26 protein-coding genes and 1 tRNA gene are annotated in these 26,230 nt (G+C 65.2%); 10 read left to right on the top strand and 17 right to left on the bottom strand.

What is annotated here, in order from left to right:
• Positions 1–73: 73 nt before the first annotated feature.
• The 4 genes from BN9444_RS02755 to BN9444_RS02765 are packed head-to-tail and all read right to left on the bottom strand — an operon-like array spanning position 74 to position 1,887.
• Positions 74–880, bottom strand: a complete 807-nt coding sequence (locus tag BN9444_RS02755) for an MBL fold metallo-hydrolase (RefSeq protein WP_066489350.1) — start codon at positions 878–880, stop codon at positions 74–76.
• Positions 881–910: 30 nt separating this feature from the next.
• Entirely contained in the window at positions 911–1,369 is a 459-nt protein-coding gene (locus BN9444_RS02760) for a RidA family protein (RefSeq protein WP_066489347.1), read from the bottom strand.
• A complete protein-coding gene (locus BN9444_RS14055) occupies positions 1,370–1,531 on the bottom strand; it encodes a Sp36 family protein (RefSeq protein ID WP_181734563.1) in 162 nt (53 codons plus the stop codon).
• 38 nt (positions 1,532–1,569) lie between these two features.
• Positions 1,570–1,887: a WhiB family transcriptional regulator gene (locus tag BN9444_RS02765; protein WP_066489344.1), complete on the bottom strand. Its 318-nt coding sequence runs from the start codon at positions 1,885–1,887 to the stop codon at positions 1,570–1,572.
• Positions 1,888–2,090: 203 nt separating this feature from the next.
• Here BN9444_RS02765 and BN9444_RS02770 point away from each other — a divergent pair, with 203 nt between their 5' ends.
• Positions 2,091–4,481, top strand: a complete 2,391-nt coding sequence (locus BN9444_RS02770; RefSeq protein WP_141681464.1) for a transglycosylase domain-containing protein — start codon at positions 2,091–2,093, stop codon at positions 4,479–4,481.
• A 158-nt stretch (positions 4,482–4,639) separates the two neighbouring features.
• On the opposite strand, the gene BN9444_RS02775 is transcribed toward BN9444_RS02770, so the two are convergent.
• Complete coding sequence (locus BN9444_RS02775) at positions 4,640–5,107, bottom strand: GatB/YqeY domain-containing protein (protein WP_066489328.1); 468 nt, start codon at positions 5,105–5,107, stop codon at positions 4,640–4,642.
• Positions 5,108–5,167: 60 nt separating this feature from the next.
• Between BN9444_RS02775 and BN9444_RS02780 the strand changes: the two genes are divergently transcribed.
• Together BN9444_RS02780 and BN9444_RS02785 are read left to right on the top strand one after the other, a co-directional pair.
• The gene (locus tag BN9444_RS02780) at positions 5,168–6,064 is read left to right on the top strand and encodes a metallophosphoesterase (protein ID WP_231725103.1); all 897 of its coding nucleotides are present in this window, start codon (positions 5,168–5,170) and stop codon (positions 6,062–6,064) included.
• A gap of 66 nt (positions 6,065–6,130) precedes the next feature.
• Positions 6,131–6,207: transfer RNA gene (locus tag BN9444_RS02785), tRNA-Pro, on the top strand.
• A gap of 39 nt (positions 6,208–6,246) precedes the next feature.
• Here the strand turns inward: BN9444_RS02785 and BN9444_RS14985 are convergent.
• From BN9444_RS14985 to BN9444_RS02805, 5 genes are all read right to left on the bottom strand, one after another.
• Positions 6,247–6,525, bottom strand: a complete 279-nt coding sequence (locus BN9444_RS14985) for a DUF1801 domain-containing protein (RefSeq protein ID WP_068801386.1) — start codon at positions 6,523–6,525, stop codon at positions 6,247–6,249.
• 30 nt (positions 6,526–6,555) lie between these two features.
• The gene (locus BN9444_RS14990; protein ID WP_168164063.1) at positions 6,556–6,717 is read right to left on the bottom strand and encodes a hypothetical protein; all 162 of its coding nucleotides are present in this window, start codon (positions 6,715–6,717) and stop codon (positions 6,556–6,558) included.
• A 206-nt stretch (positions 6,718–6,923) separates the two neighbouring features.
• Entirely contained in the window at positions 6,924–7,739 is an 816-nt protein-coding gene (locus BN9444_RS02795; RefSeq protein WP_068801387.1) for a hypothetical protein, read from the bottom strand.
• Between the two features lie 163 nt (positions 7,740–7,902).
• On the bottom strand, positions 7,903–9,306 hold the full coding sequence (locus BN9444_RS02800) for a hypothetical protein (RefSeq protein ID WP_068801388.1): 1,404 nt from the start codon (positions 9,304–9,306) through the stop codon (positions 7,903–7,905).
• A gap of 48 nt (positions 9,307–9,354) precedes the next feature.
• Positions 9,355–10,902, bottom strand: coding sequence for a catalase (locus BN9444_RS02805; protein WP_068801389.1), 1,548 nt, complete (start codon positions 10,900–10,902; stop codon positions 9,355–9,357).
• A gap of 151 nt (positions 10,903–11,053) precedes the next feature.
• Here BN9444_RS02805 and BN9444_RS02810 point away from each other — a divergent pair, with 151 nt between their 5' ends.
• Together BN9444_RS02810 and BN9444_RS02815 are read left to right on the top strand one after the other, a co-directional pair.
• Positions 11,054–11,605 carry an RNA polymerase sigma factor gene (locus tag BN9444_RS02810; RefSeq protein WP_066489307.1) on the top strand — a complete coding sequence of 184 codons (552 nt, stop codon included), beginning with the start codon at positions 11,054–11,056 and terminating at the stop codon, positions 11,603–11,605.
• A 246-nt stretch (positions 11,606–11,851) separates the two neighbouring features.
• Entirely contained in the window at positions 11,852–13,270 is a 1,419-nt protein-coding gene (locus tag BN9444_RS02815; RefSeq protein ID WP_233423535.1) for a YkvI family membrane protein, read from the top strand.
• 66 nt (positions 13,271–13,336) lie between these two features.
• Here the strand turns inward: BN9444_RS02815 and BN9444_RS02820 are convergent, their stop codons facing one another.
• Positions 13,337–14,368 (bottom strand): aspartate-semialdehyde dehydrogenase, encoded by a 1,032-nt coding sequence (locus BN9444_RS02820; RefSeq protein WP_066489301.1) that lies wholly within the window; start codon positions 14,366–14,368, stop codon positions 13,337–13,339.
• An 81-nt stretch (positions 14,369–14,449) separates the two neighbouring features.
• On the bottom strand, positions 14,450–15,715 hold the full coding sequence (locus BN9444_RS02825) for an aspartate kinase (protein WP_068801390.1): 1,266 nt from the start codon (positions 15,713–15,715) through the stop codon (positions 14,450–14,452).
• 181 nt (positions 15,716–15,896) lie between these two features.
• Between BN9444_RS02825 and BN9444_RS02830 the strand changes: the two genes are divergently transcribed.
• The gene (locus BN9444_RS02830) at positions 15,897–16,757 is read left to right on the top strand and encodes a DMT family transporter (protein ID WP_068801391.1); all 861 of its coding nucleotides are present in this window, start codon (positions 15,897–15,899) and stop codon (positions 16,755–16,757) included.
• On the opposite strand, the gene BN9444_RS02835 is transcribed toward BN9444_RS02830, so the two are convergent.
• From BN9444_RS02835 to BN9444_RS02845, 3 genes are all read right to left on the bottom strand, one after another.
• Positions 16,750–17,259: a hypothetical protein gene (locus BN9444_RS02835; protein ID WP_068801392.1), complete on the bottom strand. Its 510-nt coding sequence runs from the start codon at positions 17,257–17,259 to the stop codon at positions 16,750–16,752. The genes BN9444_RS02830 and BN9444_RS02835 overlap by 8 nt on opposite strands.
• Positions 17,260–17,387: 128 nt before the next feature.
• A complete protein-coding gene (locus BN9444_RS02840; protein ID WP_068801393.1) occupies positions 17,388–17,720 on the bottom strand; it encodes a hypothetical protein in 333 nt (110 codons plus the stop codon).
• A complete protein-coding gene (locus BN9444_RS02845; protein WP_478219558.1) occupies positions 17,665–18,048 on the bottom strand; it encodes a mannosyltransferase family protein in 384 nt (127 codons plus the stop codon). Before BN9444_RS02845 ends, BN9444_RS02840 begins: the two co-directional genes overlap by 56 nt.
• A gap of 267 nt (positions 18,049–18,315) precedes the next feature.
• On the opposite strand from BN9444_RS02845, the gene leuA reads away from it, so the two are divergent.
• Positions 18,316–20,133 carry a 2-isopropylmalate synthase gene (gene leuA, locus BN9444_RS02850; protein ID WP_068801395.1) on the top strand — a complete coding sequence of 606 codons (1,818 nt, stop codon included), beginning with the start codon at positions 18,316–18,318 and terminating at the stop codon, positions 20,131–20,133.
• Between the two features lie 53 nt (positions 20,134–20,186).
• Positions 20,187–21,044, top strand: coding sequence for a hypothetical protein (locus BN9444_RS02855; RefSeq protein WP_068801396.1), 858 nt, complete (start codon positions 20,187–20,189; stop codon positions 21,042–21,044).
• A 1,024-nt stretch (positions 21,045–22,068) separates the two neighbouring features.
• Here the strand turns inward: BN9444_RS02855 and BN9444_RS02865 are convergent.
• On the bottom strand, positions 22,069–22,365 hold the full coding sequence (locus BN9444_RS02865) for a hypothetical protein (protein WP_141681467.1): 297 nt from the start codon (positions 22,363–22,365) through the stop codon (positions 22,069–22,071).
• A 1,163-nt stretch (positions 22,366–23,528) separates the two neighbouring features.
• Here BN9444_RS02865 and BN9444_RS02875 point away from each other — a divergent pair.
• Positions 23,529–24,803, top strand: coding sequence for a Mur ligase family protein (locus BN9444_RS02875; RefSeq protein ID WP_066489270.1), 1,275 nt, complete (start codon positions 23,529–23,531; stop codon positions 24,801–24,803).
• Complete coding sequence (locus tag BN9444_RS02880) at positions 24,796–25,536, top strand: type 1 glutamine amidotransferase (protein ID WP_066489261.1); 741 nt, start codon at positions 24,796–24,798, stop codon at positions 25,534–25,536. The genes BN9444_RS02875 and BN9444_RS02880 overlap by 8 nt, the downstream gene beginning before the upstream one ends.
• Before the next feature lie 54 nt (positions 25,537–25,590).
• Here the strand turns inward: BN9444_RS02880 and BN9444_RS02885 are convergent.
• The coding region (locus BN9444_RS02885) for an HNH endonuclease (RefSeq protein WP_199872835.1) at positions 25,591–26,230 on the bottom strand (640 nt) is incomplete at its 5' end.

Raw genomic sequence — 26,230 nt, forward strand, 5'->3', positions numbered from 1 at the left:
CGATCACTCATTCATACTTCGCGGCAGCAGGCATAAAAAATGGCCCCCGAAGGGGCCACAATGAGCGCGAAATTTAAGCGTCCAAGTACTTGAGCGCCGTGCGCGTGGACTGCTCTGCGGCGTGGCGCAAAACCGGGTCCACATCGTCGTACATCTCGTCGATCAGCGTCTTCAGGTCAACGTCGTTGCCCAGACGGCTGCGGATCTCCTTGATCTGATCCAAGCGGAAATGGCGGCGGTCGATGTACTTGCGGGCGACCTGCGAGACGTCATCCAAGTCCGGACCGTGGCCCGGCAGCAGCGGTACGTCCTTACCGCGCTCCTCGAGCACGTCGAGCGTCTTCAAGTAATCAGCCAAGTCGCCGTCCGTCTCGGACAGCAGCACGGTGTGGCGGCCTACGATCGTGTCGCCAGTAATTATGCCCTCAAGACGGGACTCCTTGGGCTCACCGGACCAGACGAAGAAGCTCGTCGAATCCGCAGTGTGGCCCGGAGTGTGAACGACCTCGAGACGCGGCGTGACATCGTCCAAAGCGATGATCTCGCCGTCTTCGAGGGCCTCGCCACCGTTGCAGTAACTCGGATCAAAGGAACGGATCGGGGCGCCGGTGAGCTGGCGCAGGCGCTGAGCGCCGGAAGCGTGATCGTCGTGGCGGTGGGTGATGAGGATGAGCGCTACCTCGCCGGCCTTGGCGGTGACGACGTTAAGGTGACCCTCGTCCTCTGGGCCCGGATCCACCACGATGGCGCGGTCATCTTCAGGGGCACGCACGATCCAAGTATTCGTGCCCTCGAGAGCAGTGTATGAAGGGTTATCGCACAAAACTACGCCCACGGATTGGGTAACGGGGCGCAGCTGACTATATGCAGGATGTTCCATGTCTTTCAGCCTATCTCAAACGAGCGCGTCTTATGCACTGACTTCCACAATAAGCTCGATTTCCACCGGTGCGTCCTTAGGCAGGACGGCAACGCCGACGGCCGAGCGAGCATGGTTGCCCGCCTCGCCGAAAAGCTCACCGATGAAGTCCGAGGCGCCGTTGATAACGGCCGGCTGCTCCACAAAGTTCGGGTCCGAGGCCACAAAACCCACGACCTTGAGGACGCGGGTGACGTTATCGAGTCCTACCTCGGCGTCCACGGCCGCAAGGGCATTGAGGACGGCCGTGCGGGCGGCATCGGCAGCCTGCTCGGACGTCACTGCACCGCCGACCTTGCCCGTGATGGGCAGGGCGCCGTCGACGAGAGGCAGCTGGCCGGAGGTCCAGACCTGGTTGCCCACGCGGGTGGCAGGCACATAGGACGCAAGCGGCTTGGCCACCGGCGGGAGGGAGTAGCCGAGTTCTTTAAGGCGCGCGAGGTGGCTCATTTAAGCCTCCTCAACCGGACGCTTGAAGTAAGCGACGACGTTTTCCGGATTCATGCCGGGAGTGATCGTGACGAGCTCCCAGCCGTCCTCGCCCCACGTGTCGAGGATCTGCTTGGTGGCGTGCGTAAGCACCGGTGCGGTGGCGTATTCCCATTGTGTCATGGGGCCAATCCTACCTTTTCCCGCACGCTCGGTGCAGGCTAAATGCCGACGAGCTCGCCGCCCTCGGCTAGGTACTGTGCCCACGAGGTGATGTGCGGGTTCTTACGCAGGAGCGCGCGGCGCTGGCGCTCGGTGAGGCCACCCCACACGCCGAACTCGACGCGGTTATCGAGCGCATCGGCGCGGCATTCGGTGAGCACCGGGCAGTGGCGGCAGATAACGGCGGCCTTGCGCTGTTCCGCGCCGCGCACGAAGAGGGCGTCCGGATCTCCGTTACGACACTTAGCTTGGGTAACCCACTCTCCGCGCTCGACGTAGTCGGATACATTCTGGGAAGTTGTCACGCTGACAGCCATAGGGGATGCGCTCCTTCCAACGTTGGGTCTACGCTGGGAGCGGGCGCACCCAGACGCAGACCGTGCGGGGCACCACCCGCACAAATTCAGGGAACCTAACACAGGTAAGTGTATTCACAGGGCCTTTACGTTGTCTAACAGGTCACACTTTAGGGGGGTCTTACGCGTTTCGCTTCACAGGAAAGCAACGTAGTGTATGGAAGGTGACTTATATTAAGGCCCTGTTGAAGATGGTCTGCGCGACCGCCCTCGTAGGACTTCTTTGCGCACTCGCCATGGCGCCCGTCGCCGGTGTGGGCGGCGTCGCCATCGCGCGCACGCAAGAGGCGATGGAGTCTGACATCAACGACCTCGAGGCCGCCAACATGCCCGGCGTGACCACTATCAAGGACGCGACCGGCGAGGACATGGCGTACCTGTTTACGCAGCGTCGCTACCCCGTCGCTCCTGACAAGATCTCGCAGACGATGAAGGACGCCATCGTCTCCATCGAGGACCGCCGCTTCTATGACCACGAAGGCGTGGACATCCAAGGCAACTTCCGTGCGGTAGCCACCAACGTCCTCGCCGGCGGCGTGTCCCAGGGCGCGTCGACGCTCGATCAGCAGTACGTGAAGAATTACCTGCTGCTCGTCACCGCCGAGGACGAAGAGGATCAGCAGGCCGCCACCGAGCAGTCCGTCGCCCGCAAGCTGCGCGAGATGCGCATGGCTACGCAAATCGACAAGACACTGAGCAAGGAGCAGATTCTCGCCAACTACTTGAACCTTGTCTCCTTCGGCAACCACGCCTACGGCATCGAGGCCGCTGCACGCACCTACTTCGGCGAAAACGCCAGCGAGCTCACGCTGCCACAGTCGGCCATGCTCGCCGGCATGGTCCAGTCTTCGGAGTACCTCAACCCGTACACCAACGAGGAGGCCGTCACGGAGCGCCGCAATACGGTCCTGCAGTCCATGGCCGCCAATGGCTACATCTCGCAGGCCGAGGCTGACGATGCCGCCGCACAGCCGCTCGGCGTGAATTCCGAGCCGTCGCTGCTCACCAACGGCTGCATCGGCGCCGGCGACCGGGGCTTCTTCTGTGACTATGTACTCGAGTACTTGGATGCCAAGGGCCTGGATGTAGATTCGCTCGCGCGTGGCGGCTACACCATCACCACGACGCTCGACCCGAAGGCACAGGATGCCGCGAAGAAGGCAGTAAGCGATCAGACCTCGCCCACCGCTCCTGGCGTCGCCGAGGTCATGAACGTCGTCGAGCCCGCCGCCGATGACCGCGACGTGCTTGCCATGGTGTCCTCGCGCACCTACGGCCTGGACCAGGACAACTACGAGACGATCCTGCCGCAGCCGTATTCCCTCGTGGGCAACGGCGCGGGCTCCGTCTTCAAGATCTTCACGGCGGCGGCCGGTCTCGAGGCCGGGTACGGCATCAAGGATCAGCTCTCCGTCCCGGCGCGTTACGAGGCCTCGGGCCTGGGTCACGGCGGCGCGCAGAATTGCCCGGCTGACAAGTACTGCGTCGAAAACGCTGGTTCCTACCAGGCGTCTATGACGTTGCAGGACGCACTCGCTTACTCGCCGAATACGACGTTCGTGCAGATGCTAGAGCAGCTCGGCGTGTCCTCCATCGTCGACACCTCGGTCAAGCTGGGCCTGCGCAGTTACATCAAGGACGGCTCGTTTAGCGAGGACTCCTCCATCGCCCAGACCGCGAAAGATTCCTCCATGGGCTCCTACACGCTGGGCCCCACGGCCGTGAATCCGCTCGAGCTGTCCAACGTGGGCGCAACCATCGCGTCCGGCGGCATGTGGTGCGAGCCAAACCCCATCGAGAAAATCACTGACCGCGACGGCAACGAGGTCTACCTCGACCCCACCCCGTGCGAGCGCGCCATCGACAAGGACGTGGCCGATGCCCTGTCGAATGCGCTCAGCCAAGACGCCGTCAAGGGCACTGCGGCCGACTCGGCGCGCGCCTACGGCTTCAGCGGCACCACCGCGGCGAAGACCGGTACGACTGAGTCCAACCAGTCCTCCGCCTTCTTGGGCTTTACCTCGAAGTGGTCCGCGGCACCCTACATCTATAACGACGGCACAACGACCACCCCGCTCTGCACCGGCCCCGTCCGCCAGTGTGGCTGGGGCGATCTCTTTGGCGGCAAGGAACCGGCCGCGACCTACTTCGAGCTCGCAAGCCAGCTTGGCGTGGGTGCCCTCCCCGGTTACAACAATGCCTACGACAAGGGCACGTCCGGCGACGCGACGCTCGATGGACTGAAGAATAAGTCCGAGGCCGAGGCTCGCCGCACGCTGGAGTCCAAGGGCTACAGCGTCAAGGTCAATCGAGTGCCTGGGATGGGCGTGGGCTACGGCCAGGTCGTGCGNCGGCCAACGTGCCCGCCGCGCCGGCCGCGCCGGCGGCGCCAGCTGTCCCCAACCTCGAGCAGCAGTTCAACGACCTCGCGGACAGCGTCCGCAATGCCTTCGGCCTCTAACGCTGGCTCTCACGCTCCGTTCGTTTCACGCCCGTCCCGCCCACCGCGGGGTGGGCGTTGGCGATCCTCGGCGCGCTTCCTCTTCGGCTCGTGAGCGGTGCCCTCATCACCGTGCTCCAGCTCGTCTCCCTGAGCGTGAGCCCCATGGAGGTGAGCTCCGGCGAGGCCAGCTAAGTACACAAAGCCCGCGGGAGAATCTCTAATTCTCCCGCGGGCTTTAAGCCATTCCAGCGGCGAGCTGGCGCTGCAGAACTAGCCCTGCAGGCGTGCCTTGACGGCATCGGAAAGCCGCTTGCCGTCCACGCGGCCGGCGGCCTTGGCGTTGGCAGCCTTCATGACGCCACCCATGAGCTTCATGGAGGCAGGCTCGCCCTTCTCGGCCTCGACCTCGGCGACGGCCTCGTCAACGAGGGCCGTGACCTCGTCGTCCGAGAGCTGTGCGGGCTGGTAAGCCTCGAAGAAGGGGACATCGACAAGCTCGGCCTCAGCGAGTTCTGGGCGGCCGTTCTCGGCGTAGACCTCTGCGGACTCGCGGCGCTTCTTAATCTCGCGGGCGATGACCTTGAGTACGTCCTCGTCGGTAAGATCGTGGCGGGCACCATTCGTTTCCTCGGCCTGGATGGCGGCGAGCAACGAGCGGATGGCGCTCGTGCGCTCCTTTTCACGGGCCTTCATGGCGGTCTTCAGGTCGGCGCGGATGGTTTCTTTCAACTGACTCATGCCATCCAATCTACGCGTCTGGGGACGCCAGGTAGGGTTAAGGCCGTGAAGAATTCAGCAATTGCAGGCACCCTCGCCGCCGCCGCAGCAGCCACCATCGCTGCCGGACTGGGCACGCTGGCGCTCGCCTACCGTGAAACCTCCCGCTTCGAACTCAAGGACATCACGGTGCCGTTGCTACCCAAGGGCACCCTGCGGGGTGCCCGCGAGTTCAAGCTGCTGCACATCAGCGACCTGCACATGATTCCGGGTCAAGAGCGCAAGATCGCGTGGGTCTCGGCTCTCGACGCCCTCGACCCAGACCTCGTCATCAATACCGGCGATAACCTCTCGGACGAACGCGCCGTGCCTGACGTACTGCGCGCGCTTGGGCCGCTACTCGCCCGCCCTGGCCTGTTCTGCTTCGGCACGAACGATTACTGGGCGCCGCGCTTGCCTAACCCGTGTAATTACCTCATCGGCAAAAAGAACACGCCCTCCTACGTCGATCTGCCCTGGCAGGGCATGCGCGCGGCGTTTATCGAGCACGGCTGGCGCGACGCCAACCAGGCACGCCACGAATTCAAGGTGGGCGACGTACGCCTCGCCGCCGCCGGCGTGGACGACCCACACCATGACCTCGACGACTACGCAGAAATCGCCGGCACCCCCAATGAGGACGCGGACCTCGCCCTTGCGCTCCTCCACGCCCCGGAGCCCCGCGTCCTCGAGCGTTTCGCCGCCGATGGCTACCAGCTCTCCCTGTCCGGTCACACCCACGGCGGTCAGCTGTGCTTGCCGGGCTCGCACGCCATCGTGACCAATTGCGGCATCGACCGCGCCCGCGTCCAAGGCCTCCACGATTTCGGGCCAATGAAAATGCACGTCTCCAACGGCCTGGGCCAGTCCAAGTTCGTGCCCTTCCGCGTCTTCTGCCGCCCGTCCGCCACACTCATTCGCATCACCGAAGTGGATTAACCTGCCGTTTTGTTGTTTGTTCAGGGTGTGAGATAAGGTATCCCAGTACCGCTTAGAGCGGGCGACCGGGATATGGCGCAGTTTGGTAGCGCGCTTCGTTCGGGACGAAGAGGTCGCAGGTTCAAATCCTGTTATCCCGACCATCTCAATCCGGCTAGTTTCGACTAGCCGGATTTTTATTTTTAACCCGCCACGCCCGCGGCCCACGCATCCGCGATGAGCTCAGCAAGTGCCTCCAGATCAATGTCTTCCGGCTTATTGACGTAGACGCACGACGCACCAGTGGTGAACTTCCCGAGGCGCGCGGACAGCTCCTCCCAGCGCGGGGCGTCCTGGAGTCCGTAGAGGCTGAGCTTGGCCTTGCGCGGGGCAAACCCCACGCGGAACGTATCGCCCTCGCGGCCGGTGGCGTAGCGGTAATGCGCTTCCCCGTAGCCCACCATGGACGGGCCCCACAGCACGCCGGTGACCCCGGTAGCGCTTTCAAAGATCTAGGCGAGGAGCTCGCCGTGCGCCCGGCGGCGCGGCGTGAGCGTCGCGAAGAACACCGCGACCTCGGCGGCGGTGCCCTGCGTGGTTTTAATATCGGGTGCATTGACGCCCGTATGCCCGACGGACCACGAACCACGGCCGGTGGAGGGGGTAGAAGCCATAGCCCCACCGTACAGCCGAAAACGGGGAAACGACGCGGCGCCCCTACAGCTACCGCGTCGTCCCTATTCCCTATCACTCACTTGCAGCGCCACAGCACTGCGCGCCCGCCCCCTAAGCGGGCTTACGTGAGCATCCATAATAGTAGCACTCCTAGGGAGGGAAACCTACTCGTTTTTAGGTCACGCTTCCTTGTGTCCAGAAGGAACTACTCATCGTTCGTCACCACCGCCGTTTGCACAGGTCGCACGGCGCGGCTCACAGCGATTCCGCAGCACACTATCACCGCAAGCACACCCACAGCGGTCCATTGCAAGGCCGCATCGCCACCGTTGATGGCGACCGCAACACCCGATGTCGCCCAGGCCAACGGAAAGAGATTGGCCGCTACGAGCGCCGCGCCCGTGATACCGGCCTTCCAGACCCAGCCGGTGAGCAGCAGCTGCGCCAGTCCGCCCACGCCAGCGAGGCTAAGACCCCAGCCAATCCCGGTAGCGGCGATGAGCACGCGCGTGGCGACGGCGCCAGCCAGGGTGGCCAGGACGAAGACACCAGCGGCAAGCCCCACGGCAGGCGCCGCGGCAGCCAGGGAGGCGCCGTCGAGCGCGGGGAGCGCAAAGAGTGCCAGACCCGCCGTGGCCGTGATCGTAAGCCCCAGGGTGCCCAGTAGAAGGACGTGCCACACGCGCGCCCCGGCACGCGCGGCCGCGGCCCAGTACACGCCCATACCCGCGCCGCCCAGCAGCGTGAGCGCGGAGAGCAGCACTGCGAGCCGCGGGTCGAGTGCCACGGCGGGCGCGGAGTGCGCGGCCGGAGCAGGCATGGCTTTCTGCACGGCGTCGATCTTGGCGGAGTTCTGTTCTGCCATCGTCTGCAGGCGCTGGGCGCCCGAGTCGAGTTCATCCACGCCCGAGAGCGCCTCGTCCGTGCCCTTCTGCAGCTCCCCTAGGCCGGCCGCAAGATCCTTCGCGCCCTGCGTCGCCGTGTACACGCCGTCGTGATAATCGTAGCCAGAGACGGCCAACTGGTTGGCGAGNGTCGTCCCTATTCCCTATCACTCACTTGCAGCGCCACAGCACTGCGCGCCCGCCCCCTAAGCGGGCTTACGTGAGCATCCATAATAGTAGCACTCCTAGGGAGGGAAACCTACTCGTTTTTAGGTCACGCTTCCTTGTGTCCAGAAGGAACTACTCATCGTTCGTCACCACCGCCGTTTGCACAGGTCGCACGGCGCGGCTCACAGCGATTCCGCAGCACACTATCACCGCAAGCACACCCACAGCGGTCCATTGCAAGGCCGCATCGCCACCGTTGATGGCGACCGCAACACCCGATGTCGCCCAGGCCAACGGAAAGAGATTGGCCGCTACGAGCGCCGCGCCCGTGATACCGGCCTTCCAGACCCAGCCGGTGAGCAGCAGCTGCGCCAGTCCGCCCACGCCAGCGAGGCTAAGACCCCAGCCAATCCCGGTAGCGGCGATGAGCACGCGCGTGGCGACGGCGCCAGCCAGGGTGGCCAGGACGAAGACACCAGCGGCAACCCCCACGGCAGGCGCCGCGGCAGCCGGGGAGGCGCCGTCGAGCGCGGGGAGCGCAAAGAGTGCCAGACCCGCCGTGGCCGTGATCGTAAGCCCCAGGGTGCCCAGTAGAAGGACGTGCCACACGCGCGCCCCGGCACGCGCGGCCGCGGCCCAGTACACGCCCATACCCGCGCCGCCCAGCAGCGTGAGCGCGGAGAGCAGCACTGCGAGCCGCGGGTCGAGTGCCACGGCGGGCGCGGAGTGCGCGGCCGGAGCAGGCATGGCTTTCTGCACGGCGTCGATCTTGGCGGAGTTCTGTTCTGCCATCGTCTGCAGGCGCTGGGCGCCCGAGTCGAGTTCATCCACGCCCGAGAGCGCCTCGTCCGTGCCCTTCTGCAGCTCCCCTAGGCCGGCCGCAAGATCCTTCGCGCCCTGCGTCGCCGTGTACACGCCGTCGTGATAATCGTAGCCAGAGACGGCCAACTGGTTGGCGAGGTCGCGCGAGCCCTTCTTCAGCTCAGTGAGCTGTGCTGCCACGTTCGCATCGAGCTCAAAGTTCTGCGCCTGCGCCTTCAAATCCGTGAGCTGCCCCTTGATCGCGCGCGCATCTGCGGAATTATTGCCCTTGAGATCCGCGAGCGTCGAGTCAATCGCAGCGATAATCTGCCCGCGCACCGCGTTGACGCCCACAATGTTGTCCACGGCCGTGCCCACGCCGTCCGCGATCCTCATCGCGCCATCGCCCAGCTGTCCCGTGCCGGACTGCAACTGAGTGAGTCCCGCGGCCAAATCATCTGCGCCCTTCTTCGCAGAATCAACGCCCTCCCCCAGCGGCTTGGCCCCCTCCACGAGCTTGCCCGTGCCATCCGTAAGCTGTCCTGTCCCGGCCTCTAGGAACCCGGCCTGCGCCCGTGCTTCCGATGCCGCCCGCGCTGCCTCAGCCGTCCCCGGGGCGCTCTGCGGCGCTGCCGCGGGGGCATCGGCACGCCAGCCGAAAAATGCCTGCAGTCCTGCCCCTACGGCAAGGGGCAGGACGAGCAGGAGGGATAACAGGAGGGCACGGAGTTTCATGCCCTTTAACCTATCGACCAGCGGGGACGCGGCCGGTCAGGCGCGCCGTTACTTCTTGGTCGCGAAGACCTCGCGCACGCGGCGGCCGAGCTCCGGGTCGACGTTCGTGAAGTACTCGTAGACGCGCTCCTCGGTCTCCGGGTGGACGCCCACCATCGCGTTCGTGATGTTGGTGACGAGGTGCTCACGGCCTTCATCGTCGAGGACCTCGCGGTAGAGGATGCCCGGCTGCATGAAGTCATCATCGTCGCGGTGCTTCACGTAACCCGCGCGGGTGAGATCCGCGCCGTGCGGATCCGGGTTGATGTACATATCCGGGGCATCCTGTGCCTCGTGCGCACCCTCGCGGATGTTGACCTCCTCGTCATCGAGGTAGCCGTTGCCCTTATCAAAACGGTTCGGGGAGTACACGGGCTCCTCCGGCGCGTTGAACAGGAAGGACATGGAGCCCTCGTGTTCGTAGGTGTTGACCTTGTTGAGCGGCTGATTCACCGGCAGCTGACGGTAGTTGGTGCCGATACGGTAGCGCTGCTGGTCCGAGTATGCGAAGACGCGCGCCTGGAGCATCTTGTCCGGGGACAGGCCCACGCCCGGGACCAGGTTGGACGGGTCGAGTGCGAGCTGCTCAATCTGCGCGAAGAAGTTGCGCGGGTTGCGGTTGAGCACGAAGTAGCCCACCGGAATGAGCGGGTAATCCTTCTGGGACCAGACCTTGGTCAGATCGAACGGGTTCCAGCGGTAGTCCTCCGCCTCAGCCATGGGCATGATCTGGACCTTGACGTCCCAGATGGGGTAGTCGCCGCGCTCAATGGCGTCGTAGAGGTCCTGGCGGTGGGAATCCGGGTTCTTGCCCGCCTCCATGGTCGCCTCGTCGTCAGTAAAGTTCTCCCAGCCCTGGCGGGTCTTGAAGTGGTACTTCACCCAGAATGCCTGGCCCTCTTCGTTAATCCACTGGAACGTGTGGGAGCCGAAGCCGTCCTGGTGACGGGTGGTCTTCGGGGTGCCACGGTCGGTCATGAGGTAGGTGACCTGGTGGGCGGTCTCCGGGTTTCGGGTCCAGAAGTCCCACTGCATGTCCGCGTCGCGCAGACCGGAGGAACCGAGGCGCTTCTGGGAGTGGATGAAGTCCGGGAACTTCATGCCGTCGCGGAGGAAGAACACCGGGGTGTTGTTACCCACGATGTCGTAGTTACCATCCTCGGTGTAGAAACGCAGCGCGAAACCGTGGACGTCGCGCCAGGTATCCGGGGAGCCCTGCTCGCCGGCGACGGTGGAGAAACGGCCCACCATCGGGGTCACGGTGCCCTTCTGGAAGAGCTTGGCCTTGGTGTACTGGGAGACATCCTCGGTGACGTGCAGCTCGCCGAAGGCGCCGTGACCCTTGGCGTGCGGGGTACGCTCCGGGACGCGCTCGCGGTTAAAGTGCGCGAGCTTATCAATGAGGTGGGAGTCGTTGAGCACAACCGGGCCCTGCGGGCCAGCGGTAATGGAGGTGTTCTCGCTCGGCACGGGCTGGCCGGACGCGCGGGTGGTGGACTCGCCGGGTTGTGCCGCCGGGCGCTCGCCCTGGGTGAGGATCTTATCGAGGTCGGACATGGTGTCTGCCTTCTTCCTTGGGATTACTCGCCCGAAATCTTTCGGACGAAATTATTAATCATGGGATACCCATAGAATAGCGCTGTCAATAGGAGGGTGCAACCAATGACAGGTAATTAATAGGTTGCCCGCAGCTGGTAGATTAAAGCGGGTGAAACACCACTCCGAAGCTGATGACGCACGCGTCACCGACCTGGCCCTCAAGGCCGGCCGTGGCGACCGCACAGCTCTCACGGAGTTCATCCGCGCCACCCAAGATGACGTGTGGCGGCTCATCGCCCACCTCGGCGGACCGGAAATCGCTGACGATCTTACGCAAGAAACGTATTTGCGAGTCATGAGCGCACTCCCCCGCTTCGCCGCCCGCTCCTCCGCGCGCACCTGGCTGCTCTCCCTCGCCCGACGCGTATGGGTGGACAACATCCGGCACGACATGGCGCGTCCCCGCAAGTCCGCCACCCAATACGAGGACGCCGCCGCTGGCGCGTCCACCGGCGAATCCTCCGCCGCGTGGTCCGAATGGATCGACGCCCGTGCGCTTATCGATGCCCTCCCGGAGGACCGCCGCGAAGCCCTCATCCTCACCCAGGTCCTGGGCTATACCTACGAGGAAGCCGCCAAGATTTCCGGCGTGCGCGTGGGCACTATCCGCTCGCGCGTGGCGCGTGCGCGTAAGGATCTCATCGACGGCGCAGGAAAATAGCGGGCGGCTGCTCCCCACCAATCGTTACAAACTAGTTACTTAGCGTCCGTTTGTACTAGCCAGCCGCATTTCTGGCGTCTTATTTCGCGAGTGAATTAGTTACAACGCTCACATGTCAATGGAGCTAGTTCACAAAAACGCACGTATCGTGGAGGGAAGACATGCGTGCAAAATCGATAGTCGACCCGGGGCCGCAACCACTAGAACGCTGGCCCCGGCACGCATGAGATAGAGAGAAACTCCCTCATGTTCAAACGCGCAGTGGCGATCTCCATGGCGTTTATCGGTGTCATCGTTGGTGCGGGCTTCGCCTCGGGCCAAGAGGCCCTCCAGTACTTCGTTGCTTTCGGTAACTGGGGGCTTGCGGGCGTCGCGCTCACCGCACTTCTCGTGCTGATTACCGGCGTGGCGACCCTCCAGCTGGGCTCCTATTTCCAGGCCAATGAGCACACCGCCGTCTTCGAAGAAGTCTCGAACCCGATCATCTCCAAGATCCTCGACTGGGCGACCATTGTGACGCTCTTTTCCATCGGCTTTGTCATGTTCGCCGGTGGCGGCTCGAATATTTCGCAGCAGTTCCCTGCCGTCCCCATCTGGGTCGGCGCCGTGGTCATGCTCGTCCTCGTGCTTCTCGTCGGCCTCCTCGACGTCGACCGCGTCACGACGGTCATCGGCGCGATTACCCCGTTCATCATCCTCTTCGTGCTGGGTACCACCATCTACGCCATTGCCACGAACGACATCGATTTCGGCGCAATGAATGACTTCGCCTCGTCCAACGTATCCTCGCCGCTGCCTACATGGTGGATCTCTTCGCTCAACTACACCGGCCTGACCATTATGACGGCGGTGTCCATGTCCATCGTCATCGGCGGCAACTTCCTCGATAACCGCGCCGTTGGCTTGGGCGGTGCATTCGGCGGCATCGTCTTCTTCATCATGATGACCTTGCTTGTCGTCGCCCTCTACATTGTTGCCCCGCAGGTCATGCACGCTGACATGCCGGTGCTCGAGCTCATTAACACCATCAATCCGGCCTTGGGCTACGTGATGACGTTCATCATCTACGGCATGGTCTTCAACACTGCCATCGGTATGTTCTACGCGTTAGGCAAGCGCCTAACGCGCAACAACCCCAAGCGCTTCTACCCGGTCTATGCCGTCTCCTGCATCATCGGTTTCGGCCTGTCGTTTGTAGGCTTTAAGGACTTGGTCGCTTTCGTCTACCCGATTCTCGGCTACTTGGGCATCCTGATGATTGCCGTGCTCTCGGCCTACTGGCTGAAGAACTTGGGCCCGATGCGCAAGGAAACCAAGCGCCGCCTCCGCGCGCGCGTTCTGGTGCAGCGTCGTCTGGACCCGCGCAAGCGTTTCACCAAGAAGAATGAGCGCGAGCTGTCGAAGCTGGCGGCCGGCTCCAACATGGAGACCACCGAGTTCGTAGCCGTCGTCGCAGACGAGATTCACGAGGAGCTCGAAGCCGATGCTGACCTCGATTACGACCGTGAAGATCCAGAACCCACTGTCACCTACGTCCAGCACACCAAACCGGTTGCCGTCGACACCGAGCCTTCCGATGCCCCCTCCACCGCCAGCTCCAATTCAGTCACGTCCGATGACCTCGACTTCGGCGCTGCGCACGGCAACAAACCTGCCACTCACTAATCACCCCCTATAGCGAAGGCCGCGGTCTCCAAAGAGACCGCGGCCTTCGCCATTCGATATGCACGCTTAGACGAGCAGCTCCGCAATCTGAATCGTGTTGAGTGCAGCGCCCTTGCGCAGGTTGTCGCCCGCGACAACGAGGACGAGCCCCTTGTTGTTGTCCACGGACTGGTCCTGGCGAATGCGGCCGACCAGAGACTCGTCGATGCCGGCGGCAGCGAGCGGGGTAGGGACGTCGACGACCTTGACGCCAGGGGCATCGGCAAGCAGCTCGCGAGCCTGGTCCGGGGTAATCGCCTTGTCGAACTCGGCGTGGATGGTGAGCGTGTGGCCGGTAAAGACCGGAATGCGCACGCAGGTGCCCGCGACCTTCAGCTCCGGATGGCCCAAGATCTTGCGGGACTCGTTGCGCAGCTTCTGCTCCTCGTCGGTCTCCTCGGAGCCGTCATCGACGAGGTTGCCCGCGAACGGCAGCGCGTTGTACGCGATGGGCGCGACGTAGGGGCCGAGCTCCTCCGGGGCGAGCACGGAGCCGTCGTGGGCGAGCTCGACGTTGCGGTCACCGACCTCGGCGACCTGCTTGGCCAGCGTCTCCACGCCGGCCAGTCCGGAACCGGAGACTGCCTGGTAGGAGGAGATGTGCAGGCGCTGCAGCCCGGCGGCATCATCAAGCACCTTGAGCACCGGCATGGCAGCCATGGTCGTGCAGTTCGGGTTCGCGATAATCCCCTTCGGCGGGTTCTGCGCGTCCTGCGGGTTGACCTCGGAGACGATGAGCGGGACGTCCGGATCCTTACGGAACGCAGAGGAGTTATCCACGACGGTTGCGCCGGCGGCCGCGAAGACCGGGGACCACTGCTTGGAGGTGGCGCCGCCCGCGGAGAAGAGCGCGATGTCGACGTCCGCGACGGACTTCTCGGTCACCTGGGCGAGGTCTTCCACAACGATCTTCTCGCCGCGGAACTCAAGCTCCTGGCCCGCCGAGCGCGAGGAGGCGAAGAAGCGGACCTTGTCTGCCGGGAAATTACGCTCTTCGAGGATGGAACGCATGACGCGGCCGACCTGGCCGGTGGCGCCTACAACTGCAACAGTGGTCATGGTAAAAAGTCTCCTTTGAGGTGGGTCGTAGACCCGGGGTGTATCCGGTACGACGTCGCGCACCGGAGAATTATTCGTCCTTTAGCGGCCGGTACCGGCGTAGACAGTGGCAACCTCGTCGCCGCCGAGCTGGAACTTCTCGTGCAGGGCCTGGGCGGCCTTGTCGAGGTCGGACTCGCGGGTGAGCACAGAAATGCGGATCTCCGAGGTGGAGATGAGCTCCATGTTGACGTCCACGTCGCGCAGGGCCTCGGTGAAGTCTGCGGTGACACCCGGGTGGGACTTCATGCCGGCGCCGACGAGGGAGACCTTGCCCACCTGGTCGTCGTACAGGATGTTGGTCCAGCCGCCCTCGGCCTTGAGCTTGGTAAGCAGCTCCATCGCGCGCGGGCCGTCAGCGCGTGGGCAGGTAAAGGTGATGTCCGTGGTGCCGTTCTCCAGGGAGGAGACGTTCTGGAGCACCATGTCGATGTTGATCTCGGCATCCGCGACGGCGCGGAAGACCTTGGCGGCCTCGCCCGGGCGGTCCGGGATGCCCAGCACCGTCACCTTAGCCTCAGAGTTATCGGTAGCGACACCAGTCAGTACTGCTTCTTCCACGGGAATATCCTCCATCGAACCGGCAATGAGCGTGCCGGGGTCATTTGAATAAGACGAGCGAACTCGCAAGGGAACGTTGAATGCGCGGGCGTACTCGACACTGCGCAGGACGAGAATCTTGGAACCGACGGCCGCCATCTCGAGCATCTCCTCGAAGGAGAGCTTCTCCAGCTTGCGGGCGTTGGGCACGATGCGCGGGTCGGCCGTGTACACGCCATCGACGTCGGAGTAGATCTCGCAGACGTCGGCGTTTAGGGCGGCGGCCAGCGCGACCGCGGTGGTATCGGAACCGCCACGGCCCAGCGTCGTGACGTCGCGCGTGTCCTTGTTGACGCCCTGGAAGCCGGCGACGATGCAGATCTGGCCCGCTTCGAGGGCTTCCGTAATACGGCCCGGCGTCACGTCCACAATGCGCGCGTTGCCGTGACGCTCGGTGGTGAGCACGCCCGCCTGCGAGCCAGTGAACGACTGCGCGTGCGCGCCGAGAGACTCGACGGCCATGGCGACGAGCGCGTTGGAGATGCGCTCGCCGGCAGTGAGCAGCATGTCCATCTCGCGCTGCGGCGGGACGGGGTTGACCTGCGCCGCGAGGTCCAGCAGGTCATCGGTGGTATCACCCATGGCGGAGCAGACCACGACGACGTCGTGGCCCTGCTTTTTCGTCGCCACGATGCGCTCCGCGACGGCGCGAATGCGCTCGGCGCTCTCGAGGGACGAACCACCGTATTTCTGTACGATCAGGGCCACTGAAACTCCTGCCGCCTTCCTAACTCGAATTCCTCGCGTCCGCGGCGCGTGAGCACCACGAATACCTGTTGCCTAGTAGTCAACTTCTCCAGACTAACGTTTTCCCGCGCGATTAGAAACATGACGTGCATATAAATGCGTCACACCGGACGCGGTCTGCGGATCGGGTAGCGTGGGGCGGGTGTTACACAACGTTATCGCCGTATTCTTCGCCTTGGCGTCGGCGATCGTCGTCGCATGGGGCACCGTCATCCGCCACCGTATCGCACTCGAGGCCTCCGGGGCGGTCATGCGCACCGCCATGGGCAATCCGTTGTGGTGGGTAGGCACCGGCGCTGCCGTGCTTGCCTATGCCCTCCAACTCATCGCGCTCGCTTTCGGTACCCTCCTCGTCGTGCAGCCCGTGCTCGTGCTCTCCCTCATGTTCACACTGCCCCTATCCGCGTGGTACTCCAAGCGCCGCATGCCGGGTCACGAGATTTTCTGGTGCGTGGCACTCACCCTCGCCGTAGGCATCCTCGTCCTCTACGGTCGCCCCCGGGCCGGCGAGGATAATCCCACGTGGTCGGACTGGTGGCCAGCCCTCCTCGTCGGCGCGGTCCTGCTCATCGGCTTAGCCATCGCGGGCGTGCAGTGGCACAAATACCGGGCGCTGGCCTTCGGCACCGCCTGCGGCATCATCTATGGCTACGTCGCGTTGCTGGCGAAGGGGGCGACAACCGAGCTCACCCACGGGGGCATCGGCAGCCTGCTCACCTCGTGGCAACTCTACGCACTCATCGCGCTCGCGGGCACCGGCACGGTGGTTCAGCAGTATTCCTTCCACGCCGGGCCGCTCACGCACTCGCTGCCCGCGATGACCATCGCGGAGCCCATCCTCGCCTTCGGCATGAGCTACTGGGTGCTCGGCGAGAAATTCTCCGTATCCTCCGCCGCGGGCTGGGCCGTCATGGCCACCGCGCTCGCGGTGATGATTCTCGCGACCATCGTGCTCGCGCGCGTGCCAGTCGGGCCTAGGCCAGCTCAGAGCCCAGTTAAATAGCCCACTCGAAAACCACCAGCATGTAGGCGCTCACCCACGCCCCGAGAAGTGCCCACGCACCCACCAGAGTCCAGGCCACCGCCGGGCGCAGAGAACGCACCGCGCACACAGCCCACGGCATGAGCACGAGGGCGGCGGGCAGCAGCAGGCGCGGGCGCGAGTGCATGAGGCCATCGGAAAGCACAATATTGGCCTCGAGCGCCGCTGCGAAGAGCCACACGGGCGGATCCAGGCGCCGCCACGCGAGCGCCAGGCCCACAGGTGCTGCGATAATGACGCACGTGGCGAGCAGATAGCCCACGTTATCGCCCGAGGTGAGCGTGTTCCAGACCCAGCGTGCCGTGGCCAACCCCATGTCGAACTCGGAATGCCAATTCTCCCGCTGCAGCGCGAAGTAGCCGCGCGGCAGGTGCGCGTTGGCCCAGATGAGGAACCCCAGCAGGCCCAACGGGGAGACCGCGACGCCCACCCAGGCGCGCCACTCCCGGCGCGCGGCCCACACGACGTAGACGAAGAACGCCGCCNGAGCTCCATGGCCCTACCCTCGCGCGGCTTTCCGGCACCCAAGACCTGCCGGTCACCCTCCACGCCACGCCCCACGCGCTCCAAGCCCAGCTTGCCGATGCCCCCTTAGGCCTCCTCCCCGCCGCCGACCGCGCCGAATACCCCGAACTCGATTGGCTCCTGGAACAGGGCTTTACCCCGGAGGTTACCGCCCGCATCACGGTCGACGGCCTTGCCTCTTCCGCCGCGTTGCGCCTGCCCCGCCCGGGTCTTCTTCTGCCCGCAAACAACCCGCCGGCCCAGGCGTGGACGCTCCTGCCGCCTGGCTCGCCTGCGGACGCGGTGACGCTCATGGACCTCCCGGACGATATCGGCATCGACAAGCGCTCGCGCCTGCAGCTGCTCACCCGCCTGCGCGCCCTGCCTGATGGCGGCGTCGAGGTCTACCTGGGTAATCACCTCGCGGGGCGCTTGCCCGATGCAGCGGCCGCGCNCCCCTGCGTTGCGCGAGCGCCATAACGCCCGCGGTCATCACCACCGTCAACACGACGTTGAGCGCGATGCCCGCCGCCGCCGAGCCACCCAACACCCGCAGCAGCAGCGGGAACGCCGGGAAGAAGGCGAAGGATTCCTCTTGCGCGTAGCCTTCGGAGGCAATCCGCAGGTAGTGCTGCGCGTCCCACGCCACGAGCTGCTCCCCCAGCGGCTTGCCATTCGCCGCCGCGAGCACCGCAAGCACGGCCACGCGCAGCACCGTCAGCACGCCAGCCAGCGCCGCCGCATCCATCCAGCCGCGCTTGCCGATGCCCCCTTGGGTTCCTGTCGCCTCGATCGTCACCCCAGGCACTTTACCCGCTTCTCGATCATCTCACTACGTGAGATTTCTTGCCACGACGTGAAACGTAGGGTAGCCTGCGTCACATGACGATCGCGCGCCTTCTCCTTATCGGCCGCGGCGGGATTTAGGCCCTTAATCCTTGTGGGGCCGGCGCCCGTCGCGGATATTTCGCCGCGCCGGCCTCCCCCACACCTTTCAACCGATAGGATTTAAGCCATGTCCCCGAATGACGCATACATCTCTGCACCCCGCGAAATCACGACCCCGGCCGGCCCGGCGCGCGACGGCCAGCCCGCCTGGAATAAGCAGCGCGGCTCCTCCATGCCGTTTCACCGCTACCTGCCCTTCGAGCAGGAAGTAGAGGTCATCGACCTGCCAGACCGCACCTGGCCGTCGAAGAAAATCACCCACGCCCCGCAGTGGTGCGCGGTCGACCTGCGTGACGGCAACCAGGCACTCATCGACCCGATGAGCCCGCAGCGCAAGCACCGCATGTTCGACCTGCTGCTCAAGATGGGTTACAAGGAGATCGAGGTCGGCTTCCCGTCCGCGTCCCAGACGGACTTCAACTTCGTGCGCGAGATCATCGAGCAGAACAAGATTCCGGACGACGTCACCATCCAGGTCCTCGTTCAGGCCCGCGAGCACCTCATCCGCCGCACCTTCGAGGCCTGCGCGGGCGCGAAGAACGTCATCGTGCACTTCTACAATTCGACGTCCAAGCTGCAGCGTCGCGTCGTCTTCCGCAAGGACAAGGCGGCCATTAAGAAGCTGGCCACGGACGCCGCAACGCTGATTAAGACCATCGCCGCGGACTACCCGGACACCAACTGGCGCTGGGAGTACTCCCCGGAGTCCTACACCGGCACCGAGCTGTCTTTCGCCAAGGAGGTCTGCGACGCCGTCGTAGACATCATGGACGCCACGCCCGAGCACCCCATGATCATCAACCTGCCGTCCACGGTCGAGATGATCACGCCCAACATCTACGCGGACTCCATCGAGTGGATGCACCGCAACCTGGAAAAGCGCGACTCCATCATCCTCTCGCTGCACCCGCACAACGACCGCGGCACCGGCGTCGCCTCCGCCGAACTGGCCTACCTGGCCGGCGCGGACCGCATCGAAGGCTGCCTGTTCGGCAACGGCGAGCGCACCGGCAACGTCGATCTGGTCACCCTGGGCCTCAACATGCTCACCCAGGGCGTCGACCCGCAGATCGACTTCTCCGACCTGCCCACCATCCGCGAAACCGTCGAGTACTGCAACCAGCTGCGCGTGCCCGAGCGCCACCCCTACGGCGGCGACCTCGTCTTCACCGCCTTCTCCGGCTCCCACCAGGACGCCATCAACAAGGGCCTCGACGCCCTGGCCAACGAGGTCCGCCCCGGCGCCATCAACACCGAGGTCTCCTGGGACGAGCTGCGCGAGACCACGTGGGAGGTCCCGTACCTGCCCATCGACCCGAAGGACGTGGGCCGCGACTACGAGGCCGTCATTCGCGTCAACTCCCAGTCCGGCAAGGGCGGCGTCGCCTACATCATGAAGACGGACCACGGCATCAACATGCCGCGCGCCATGCAGGGCGAGTTCTCCGCCGTCGTCCAGGAAGTCACGGATTCCGAGGGCGGCGAGGTCAACTCCAAGAACATGTGGGACATCTTTGCGACCGAGTATCTGGACCGCACCACCCCGCTCGAGCAGGTCTCCACCTCCATCAAGAACGCGGAGACCCCGGACGCGGACACCACGCTCAACGTCGACGTCATCTACAACGGTGAGAAGAAGTCCATTACCGGCACCGGCAACGGCCCCATCGCCGCCTACGCGAACGCGCTGGAGTCCCTCGGCATCGACTTCGAGGTCATCGAGTACTCCCAGCAGGCCCGCACCGCCGGCGACGACGCCGAGGCTGCCTGCTACGTCGCCGCCGATGTCAACGGCTCCAAGATCTGGGGCGTCGGCATCGCCGGGTCCACTACCACCGCGTCGCTGCGCGCCATGACGTCCGCCGTCAACCGCGCCCTCGCGTAATTTCCGCCCCGCCTAGCGCCCTGGTTATCCTGACTTAAAAGGAAAGGGGCGCCATGGCGGACACGTACACAATTCCCGCGACGGGGCTGGGGGCCATCCGGTCCATCGCTCTCCACGAGCTCCATGGCCCTACCCTCGCGCGGCTTTCCGGCACCCAAGACCTGCCGGTCACCCTCCACGCCACGCCCCACGCGCTCCAAGCCCAGCTTGCCGATGCCCCCTTAGGCCTCCTCCCCGCCGCCGACCGCGCCGAATACCCCGAACTCGATTGGCTCCTGGAACAGGGCTTTACCCCGGAGGTTACCGCCCGCATCACGGTCGACGGCCTTGCCTCTTCCGCCGCGTTGCGCCTGCCCCGCCCGGGTCTTCTTCTGCCCGCAAACAACCCGCCGGCCCAGGCGTGGACGCTCCTGCCGCCTGGCTCGCCTGCGGACGCGGTGACGCTCATGGACCTCCCGGACGATATCGGCATCGACAAGCGCTCGCGCCTGCAGCTGCTCACCCGCCTGCGCGCCCTGCCTGATGGCGGCGTCGAGGTCTACCTGGGTAATCACCTCGCGGGGCGCTTGCCCGATGCAGCGGCCGCGCGCCTACACCCCACCATCGTGGCGCACCGCGAGCACGGCGTCATCGCCGTCGCCCGCGCCTACTACGCCCCGCGCCGTGGCGAGCGCACGCTCACCCTCTACGCCGCGCCCGCGGAGTTTGACCCCACGCACGTCTCGCCTGCCTCCCCACACCAGGACGCGGCCAGCTCGTTTGAGACCACCACTTTCCTCGCCGCGCAAGGCCCCCGCAACGCGGACCTCGATACTCCCACCGCGGACACGTCACGCACGTGGATCTGGTGGCTCGTTGCCGCACTTATACTGCTCTTGGTTTTCGCCGGCGCCGCGTGGTATTACGTATAACACCCAGCTGTTCTTTCCACTTTTCAAGCCTGAGAAAGATTAGAAAATACCCAAAAATTGGCGTAAAGTCTCAAAAGATAAGACGTGGCTCCTCTCTCCCGCGTCGTCTACGCACCAACCCAAAGGCAGTTAGTTATGAGTCATACTCCGTATGTGGTCCCTGACCACGGCTTTGGTGCTGCCCGCACGCTGCCCATCAACGGCATCGACGCCGAGGTTTTCGCTAATCTTCTCGGCTCCGCAGACGTGCGAACCATCTCCGTTATTTTGGGCACCCCCTCCGCGTCTGCGGATGACACCGTGGGGCTTACCGTCCGCCACGACGGCGTCCAGATCGGCACCATCGACGCCCACGACTCTGCCGAGTACACCGAACTCGACTGGATCCTCGGCGCCGGACTGTCCCCCGAGGTCTCCGCGCGCCTGACTCTCGACGACAACGGCTGGCCGCTCGCCTCCGTCGTCCTGCCCGCTCCCGGTCTGTGCGTGCCGGCGAACAACCCGCCCGCCGTGCGCTGGGCCATGCTCGATGGCGGCGTCGGCATTCCCGTCCAGGGCATTCCCACGTCGCTGGCGTCCTACCCGCGCGAGCCCCAGCACTTCCTCGTCACGCTGCGCGCCCGCCGCTTCCTCGGCCATCGTTCCGTGTCGGCCTACGTCGACGGCGCTTTCATCGGCACCCTCGCGCGCGAGGACGCGCTCCAGCTTGCCGATACCATCATTTCCTACCACTACTCCGGTCTCGTCTCCGTCGCGCGCGGCTACTACAAGTACAACGAGGGTTACCCAACCCTGACCATCTACGCCGACGCAGAGGCGCCCGNCCGACCACCAGTGCTGCGCCGGCCACCGCGACGGCAACCACGACTACGACGACAGCCGAGCTGACGGACGCCCCCGCGACGTCCCCTGTCGAATCCACGACCACCGCCGCCCCGACCTCGGCCGTCACGCCGACCACCACCGTCACCGCAATTGCACCCACCACGCCCACCACGGCAAAGGCGACCCCGACGACCGTCAGCTACTCGTTCCGCGACAACGACCCCACTACCTCGACGAAGACGACCGCCACCACGAGTGCGCAGCCGTCCACCACGGCCCCCGCCACGAGCGCACAGCCCACGACGGAGACCACGCCCGCCACGACGACCACCACGGCCGCCGACACCGCGGACAGGAACGCCGGCACGAAGGAATGCGGCACGGGCTTCTGGTTCACCACCATCGTCAACTGCATCATCATTCCGTTCTTCCGCGGCGCCGACGCGGCAACCACCACGGATGAACCCACCACTGAGGCCACCACGTTCGAGGTCATCGAGGACCCCGCCACGAAGTCCCCCACAGTGCTCGAACCGACGCCGCTCGAACCGACGCCCGCAGTCGAAGACACCCCGCAGGAACTCGCCGTCGAAACCCCGACCGAGACCGTCTCCTAACCCTCCTCTGGGCGAGTAGCGCACGGGATTCGAGTCCGCGTCCGTTAAACTCGGAACAATGACAGATTCCCCGCGCGAGCACGACCGGCTCACTGATATCGCGGACTACCCGTATGTCGCGGTGACCATCCAAACCACCGGCATCCATCCGTCGACCGGGCGCCTGCTCACCCTCGACGCCCTGACCTTCAACGACGCCGGCGAGACCGGCCGCGACTTCCACGCGGTCCTCAACCCCGACACCGACCGCGGCCCCCGCCACCAGCACGGCCTCGAAGCCGACGCCGAGGGCCAGCAGTTCTCCAAAATCCTCAAGCCGCTCGATCGGCTCATCGACGGACGCANTCTCGCCGCCGTCGCCGGTCACGACGCCGCCGCGACCACCGAGCGCGCAGCCCAGCCCGAGGCCGAGACCTCCCGCGCCGCGACCCAGATGCTCATCGAGCTCTACCGTTCCCAGGACGAGCACTCGAGCTACGCCCCGGACGACCTGCGCGCCGACCGCTTTGGCCTGCAGCGCTCCGAGGTCCGCGTCGACGCCGCCCAGGCCCCGCGCCTGCATCACAACTCAGGCTTCTGGCGCCGCGGCGAACAGGTCCGCAAGGGCATGGAGTTCGTCGTCGCGCCCGAGACCCGCATCGACCCGGACGAGCTCATCGCCGCCGGCGTCACCGCGGAGCTCAACTACGTGGAAAAACTCTCGCGCGAGACCTCGCTCGTCGTGTGCAACCGCCGCCACGACCTCGTGGGCAAGGCCATGCACGCGCACCGCAAGGACATCGAGCTCGTCACGGACGAGGAGTTCCTCGAACTCCTCCAGGACGTCGCCGAGCCTGCCGATGCCCCCGAGCCCGCAGCGCCGTCCCAACACCCCATCCCCAATGCGAATAACCGATCGCGGTCCCGCAATGCGCAGGGCGGCAAGTCCGGCGGCAAGCGCCGCCGCGGCTCGCGCGGTGGCAATCGCCGGCGTCGCGGACGCGGCAGCAACAACCGGAATAAGAACCATGGCGGCAACGACAGCCAGAAGAAGGAGAGCTAAATGGGTGTCCTAGGAAAGGCGCGCACCGCGGTCGCGAAGACCGCAGCCAAGGCCGCGACGTACGCCTCGCGTGCGACCGGTCGCGGCGCGGGCGGCATGATCGGCGGCCTCATCGCCGGAGCCATCGACCCGCACATCATGGGCGAACTCGCCGGCGGACGTCCGTCCGTCCTCGTCACTGGCACGAACGGCAAGTCTACGACGACCCGCATGCTCGCCGCGGCCTTGCGCACCCGCTACACCGTGGCGACGAACGACGGCGGCGACAACATGGACGCCGGCATCATCTCCGCGCTCCTGGCGAGCCCGGACGCCTCGCACATCGTGCTCGAGGTCGACGAGCTCCACGTCCCCCACGTCGCAGACAACATCACTCCGCAGGCGCTCGTGCTGCTCAACCTCTCACGCGACCAGCTCGACCGCGTCGGCGAAATCAATAAGATCGAGCGCGCGCTACGCGGCGCCGTCGAGGCCCACCCAGACATGCTCATCATCGCCAACTGCGACGACGTCCTCATGACCTCCGTCGCCTACGACGCGAAGAACGTCATCTGGGTCTCCGCCGGCGCCGGCTGGCTCGGCGATTCCGTCACCTGCCCGCGCACCGGCGGCCACGTCGTGCGCACCGCGGACGACTGGTACGCCGTGAAGAAGCTGGAAGACGGCCGCGACTTCCGCCGCCCGACGCCGAGCTACACGGTGACGGACGCGGGCCTGGAGGCGAACGGGGGCATCGGCAAGCTGGAGCTGGCGCTTCCGGGCCGTGCGAACCGCGGTAACGCGGCGCAGGCCATCGCCGCCGCCGTCGAGGCCTTCGACATCCCGCAGGCTGACGCTACCCGCGCGTGCGAGACCGTCGACGACGTCGCCGGCCGCTACTCCACCGTGCGCCTCGACGACCACGAGATTCGCCTGCTGCTCGCGAAGAACCCCGCCGGCTGGCAGGAAGCGCTGTCCATGGTCGACCGCACCGCCGACGGCGTGGTCATCGCCGTCAACGGCCAAGTCGCCGACGGCGTCGACCTGTCCTGGCTATGGGACGTAAAATTCGAGGACTTCGACCGGATTGCCGTCAAGGCCGCCGGCGAGCGCGGCACCGACCTGGCCGTGCGCCTCGTCTACGCCGATATCTCGCACGAACTCATCCCCGACCCGCTCGACGCTATCCGCGCCTGCCCGCCCGGCCGCGTGGAGGTGCTCGCCAACTACACGGCGTTCCGTGATCTCCGCAAGGCCTTGCTCCGCGCGGCGAACCAGGAGGACAACAATGCTTAATATCGGACTCATTCTTCCCGACGTCCTCGGCACCTACGGCGACGACGGCAACGCGCTCGTCCTGCGCCAGCGCGCCCGCATGCGCGGTATCGACGCAGAGATTCACCGCGTGCTGCTCGGCGAGCCCATCCCGTCGACGCTCGACGTGTACACGCTCGGTGGCGGCGAGGATACCGCGCAGATTCTCGCGGCAGAGCACTTCATCAAAGACGGCGGCCTCACCCGCGCCGCGAACGCTGGGCGCCCCATCCTCGCGATCTGCGCGGGCCTGCAGGTGCTGGGCACTTCCTTCCGCGCGTCCGGCCGCATGGTCGACGGCCTCGGGCTTATCGATGCCACCACCGCCGGCCTGGCCAAGCGCGCCATCGGCGAGGTCGTCTCGAGGCCCACCGGCACCGTGCCCGGCCTCACCGATACGCTCACCGGCTTTGAGAATCACCTCGGCGCGACCATCCTCGGCCCCGACGCGACCCCGCTGGCGCGCGTGACGCGCGGCAACGGTAACACGGACTCCACCGCGGCAACCGCCGCCGGTGCTTCTGCCGACCAGGTCGGCACCGAGGGCGCAGTCCAGGGCTCCGTCATCGCGACGTACATGCACGGCCCCGCGCTCGCGCGCAACCCGCAGCTCGCGGACCTGCTTTTGGCGCGCGCGATGGACACGACCGTCGAGAAGCTCGGCCCACTCGACATTCCGGCCGTCGATCGCCTGCGTTCTGAGCGCCTGGCGTAAAACGGCATGCCGAATCGCCCGCCCCTCGGGGCGGGTTTTCGCGTGTGCGCGCCGTTAGCTATTCGTGCAGGGTAGGTCCGGCCCGAACTTCCGGCGTTTCCAGAACCGACCCTCGGCGTCTTTGTAATAGACGTCCCCATCCCGCTTCTTCATGTTGTGATACTCGCAGAGCATGAGGATGTTGTCGATATTCGTCTCCCCACCCTTCGACCACGCCACCAGGTGGTCGGCCTGCAACAAGTTAAACGGCCGGTGACACTCCGGATCCTGACACACATGCTGCACCGCCGCGGCCAACTCCTTCTGCGTCGCACTGAAATACCGCTGCAGCCGGTACTGCTTCACCGGCTCATTACGGGCGTTGACAAACGTCGCCAACCCAATACCCTCCAACAACTCGGCCATGATCTCCTCACCCGTACGCCACGTCCCATCCAACGCCCGGACCTTAATGTCTTCCGTATTGCCCTGAATCAGCTGCGCCATCACAGGCAACGGCACGATAATGTGCAGCATCTTCCGCGGCGCCGCCAGGCCCATCTTCCCCCTCGCGTGCTGCTTCAAACCCTCATACACCGCCTCCAGGCCGCCGTCATCCACGCCCGGCAGAGAGTTAATGAAATCCATCAACCACCCCTCGTCCGAGCGCACGATCAACCGGTTACGCCCGTCCTTGCCAAACGCCACCGACGCC

Source organism: Corynebacterium phoceense (assembly GCF_900092335.1).
GTDB lineage: Bacteria > Actinomycetota > Actinomycetes > Mycobacteriales > Mycobacteriaceae > Corynebacterium > Corynebacterium phoceense.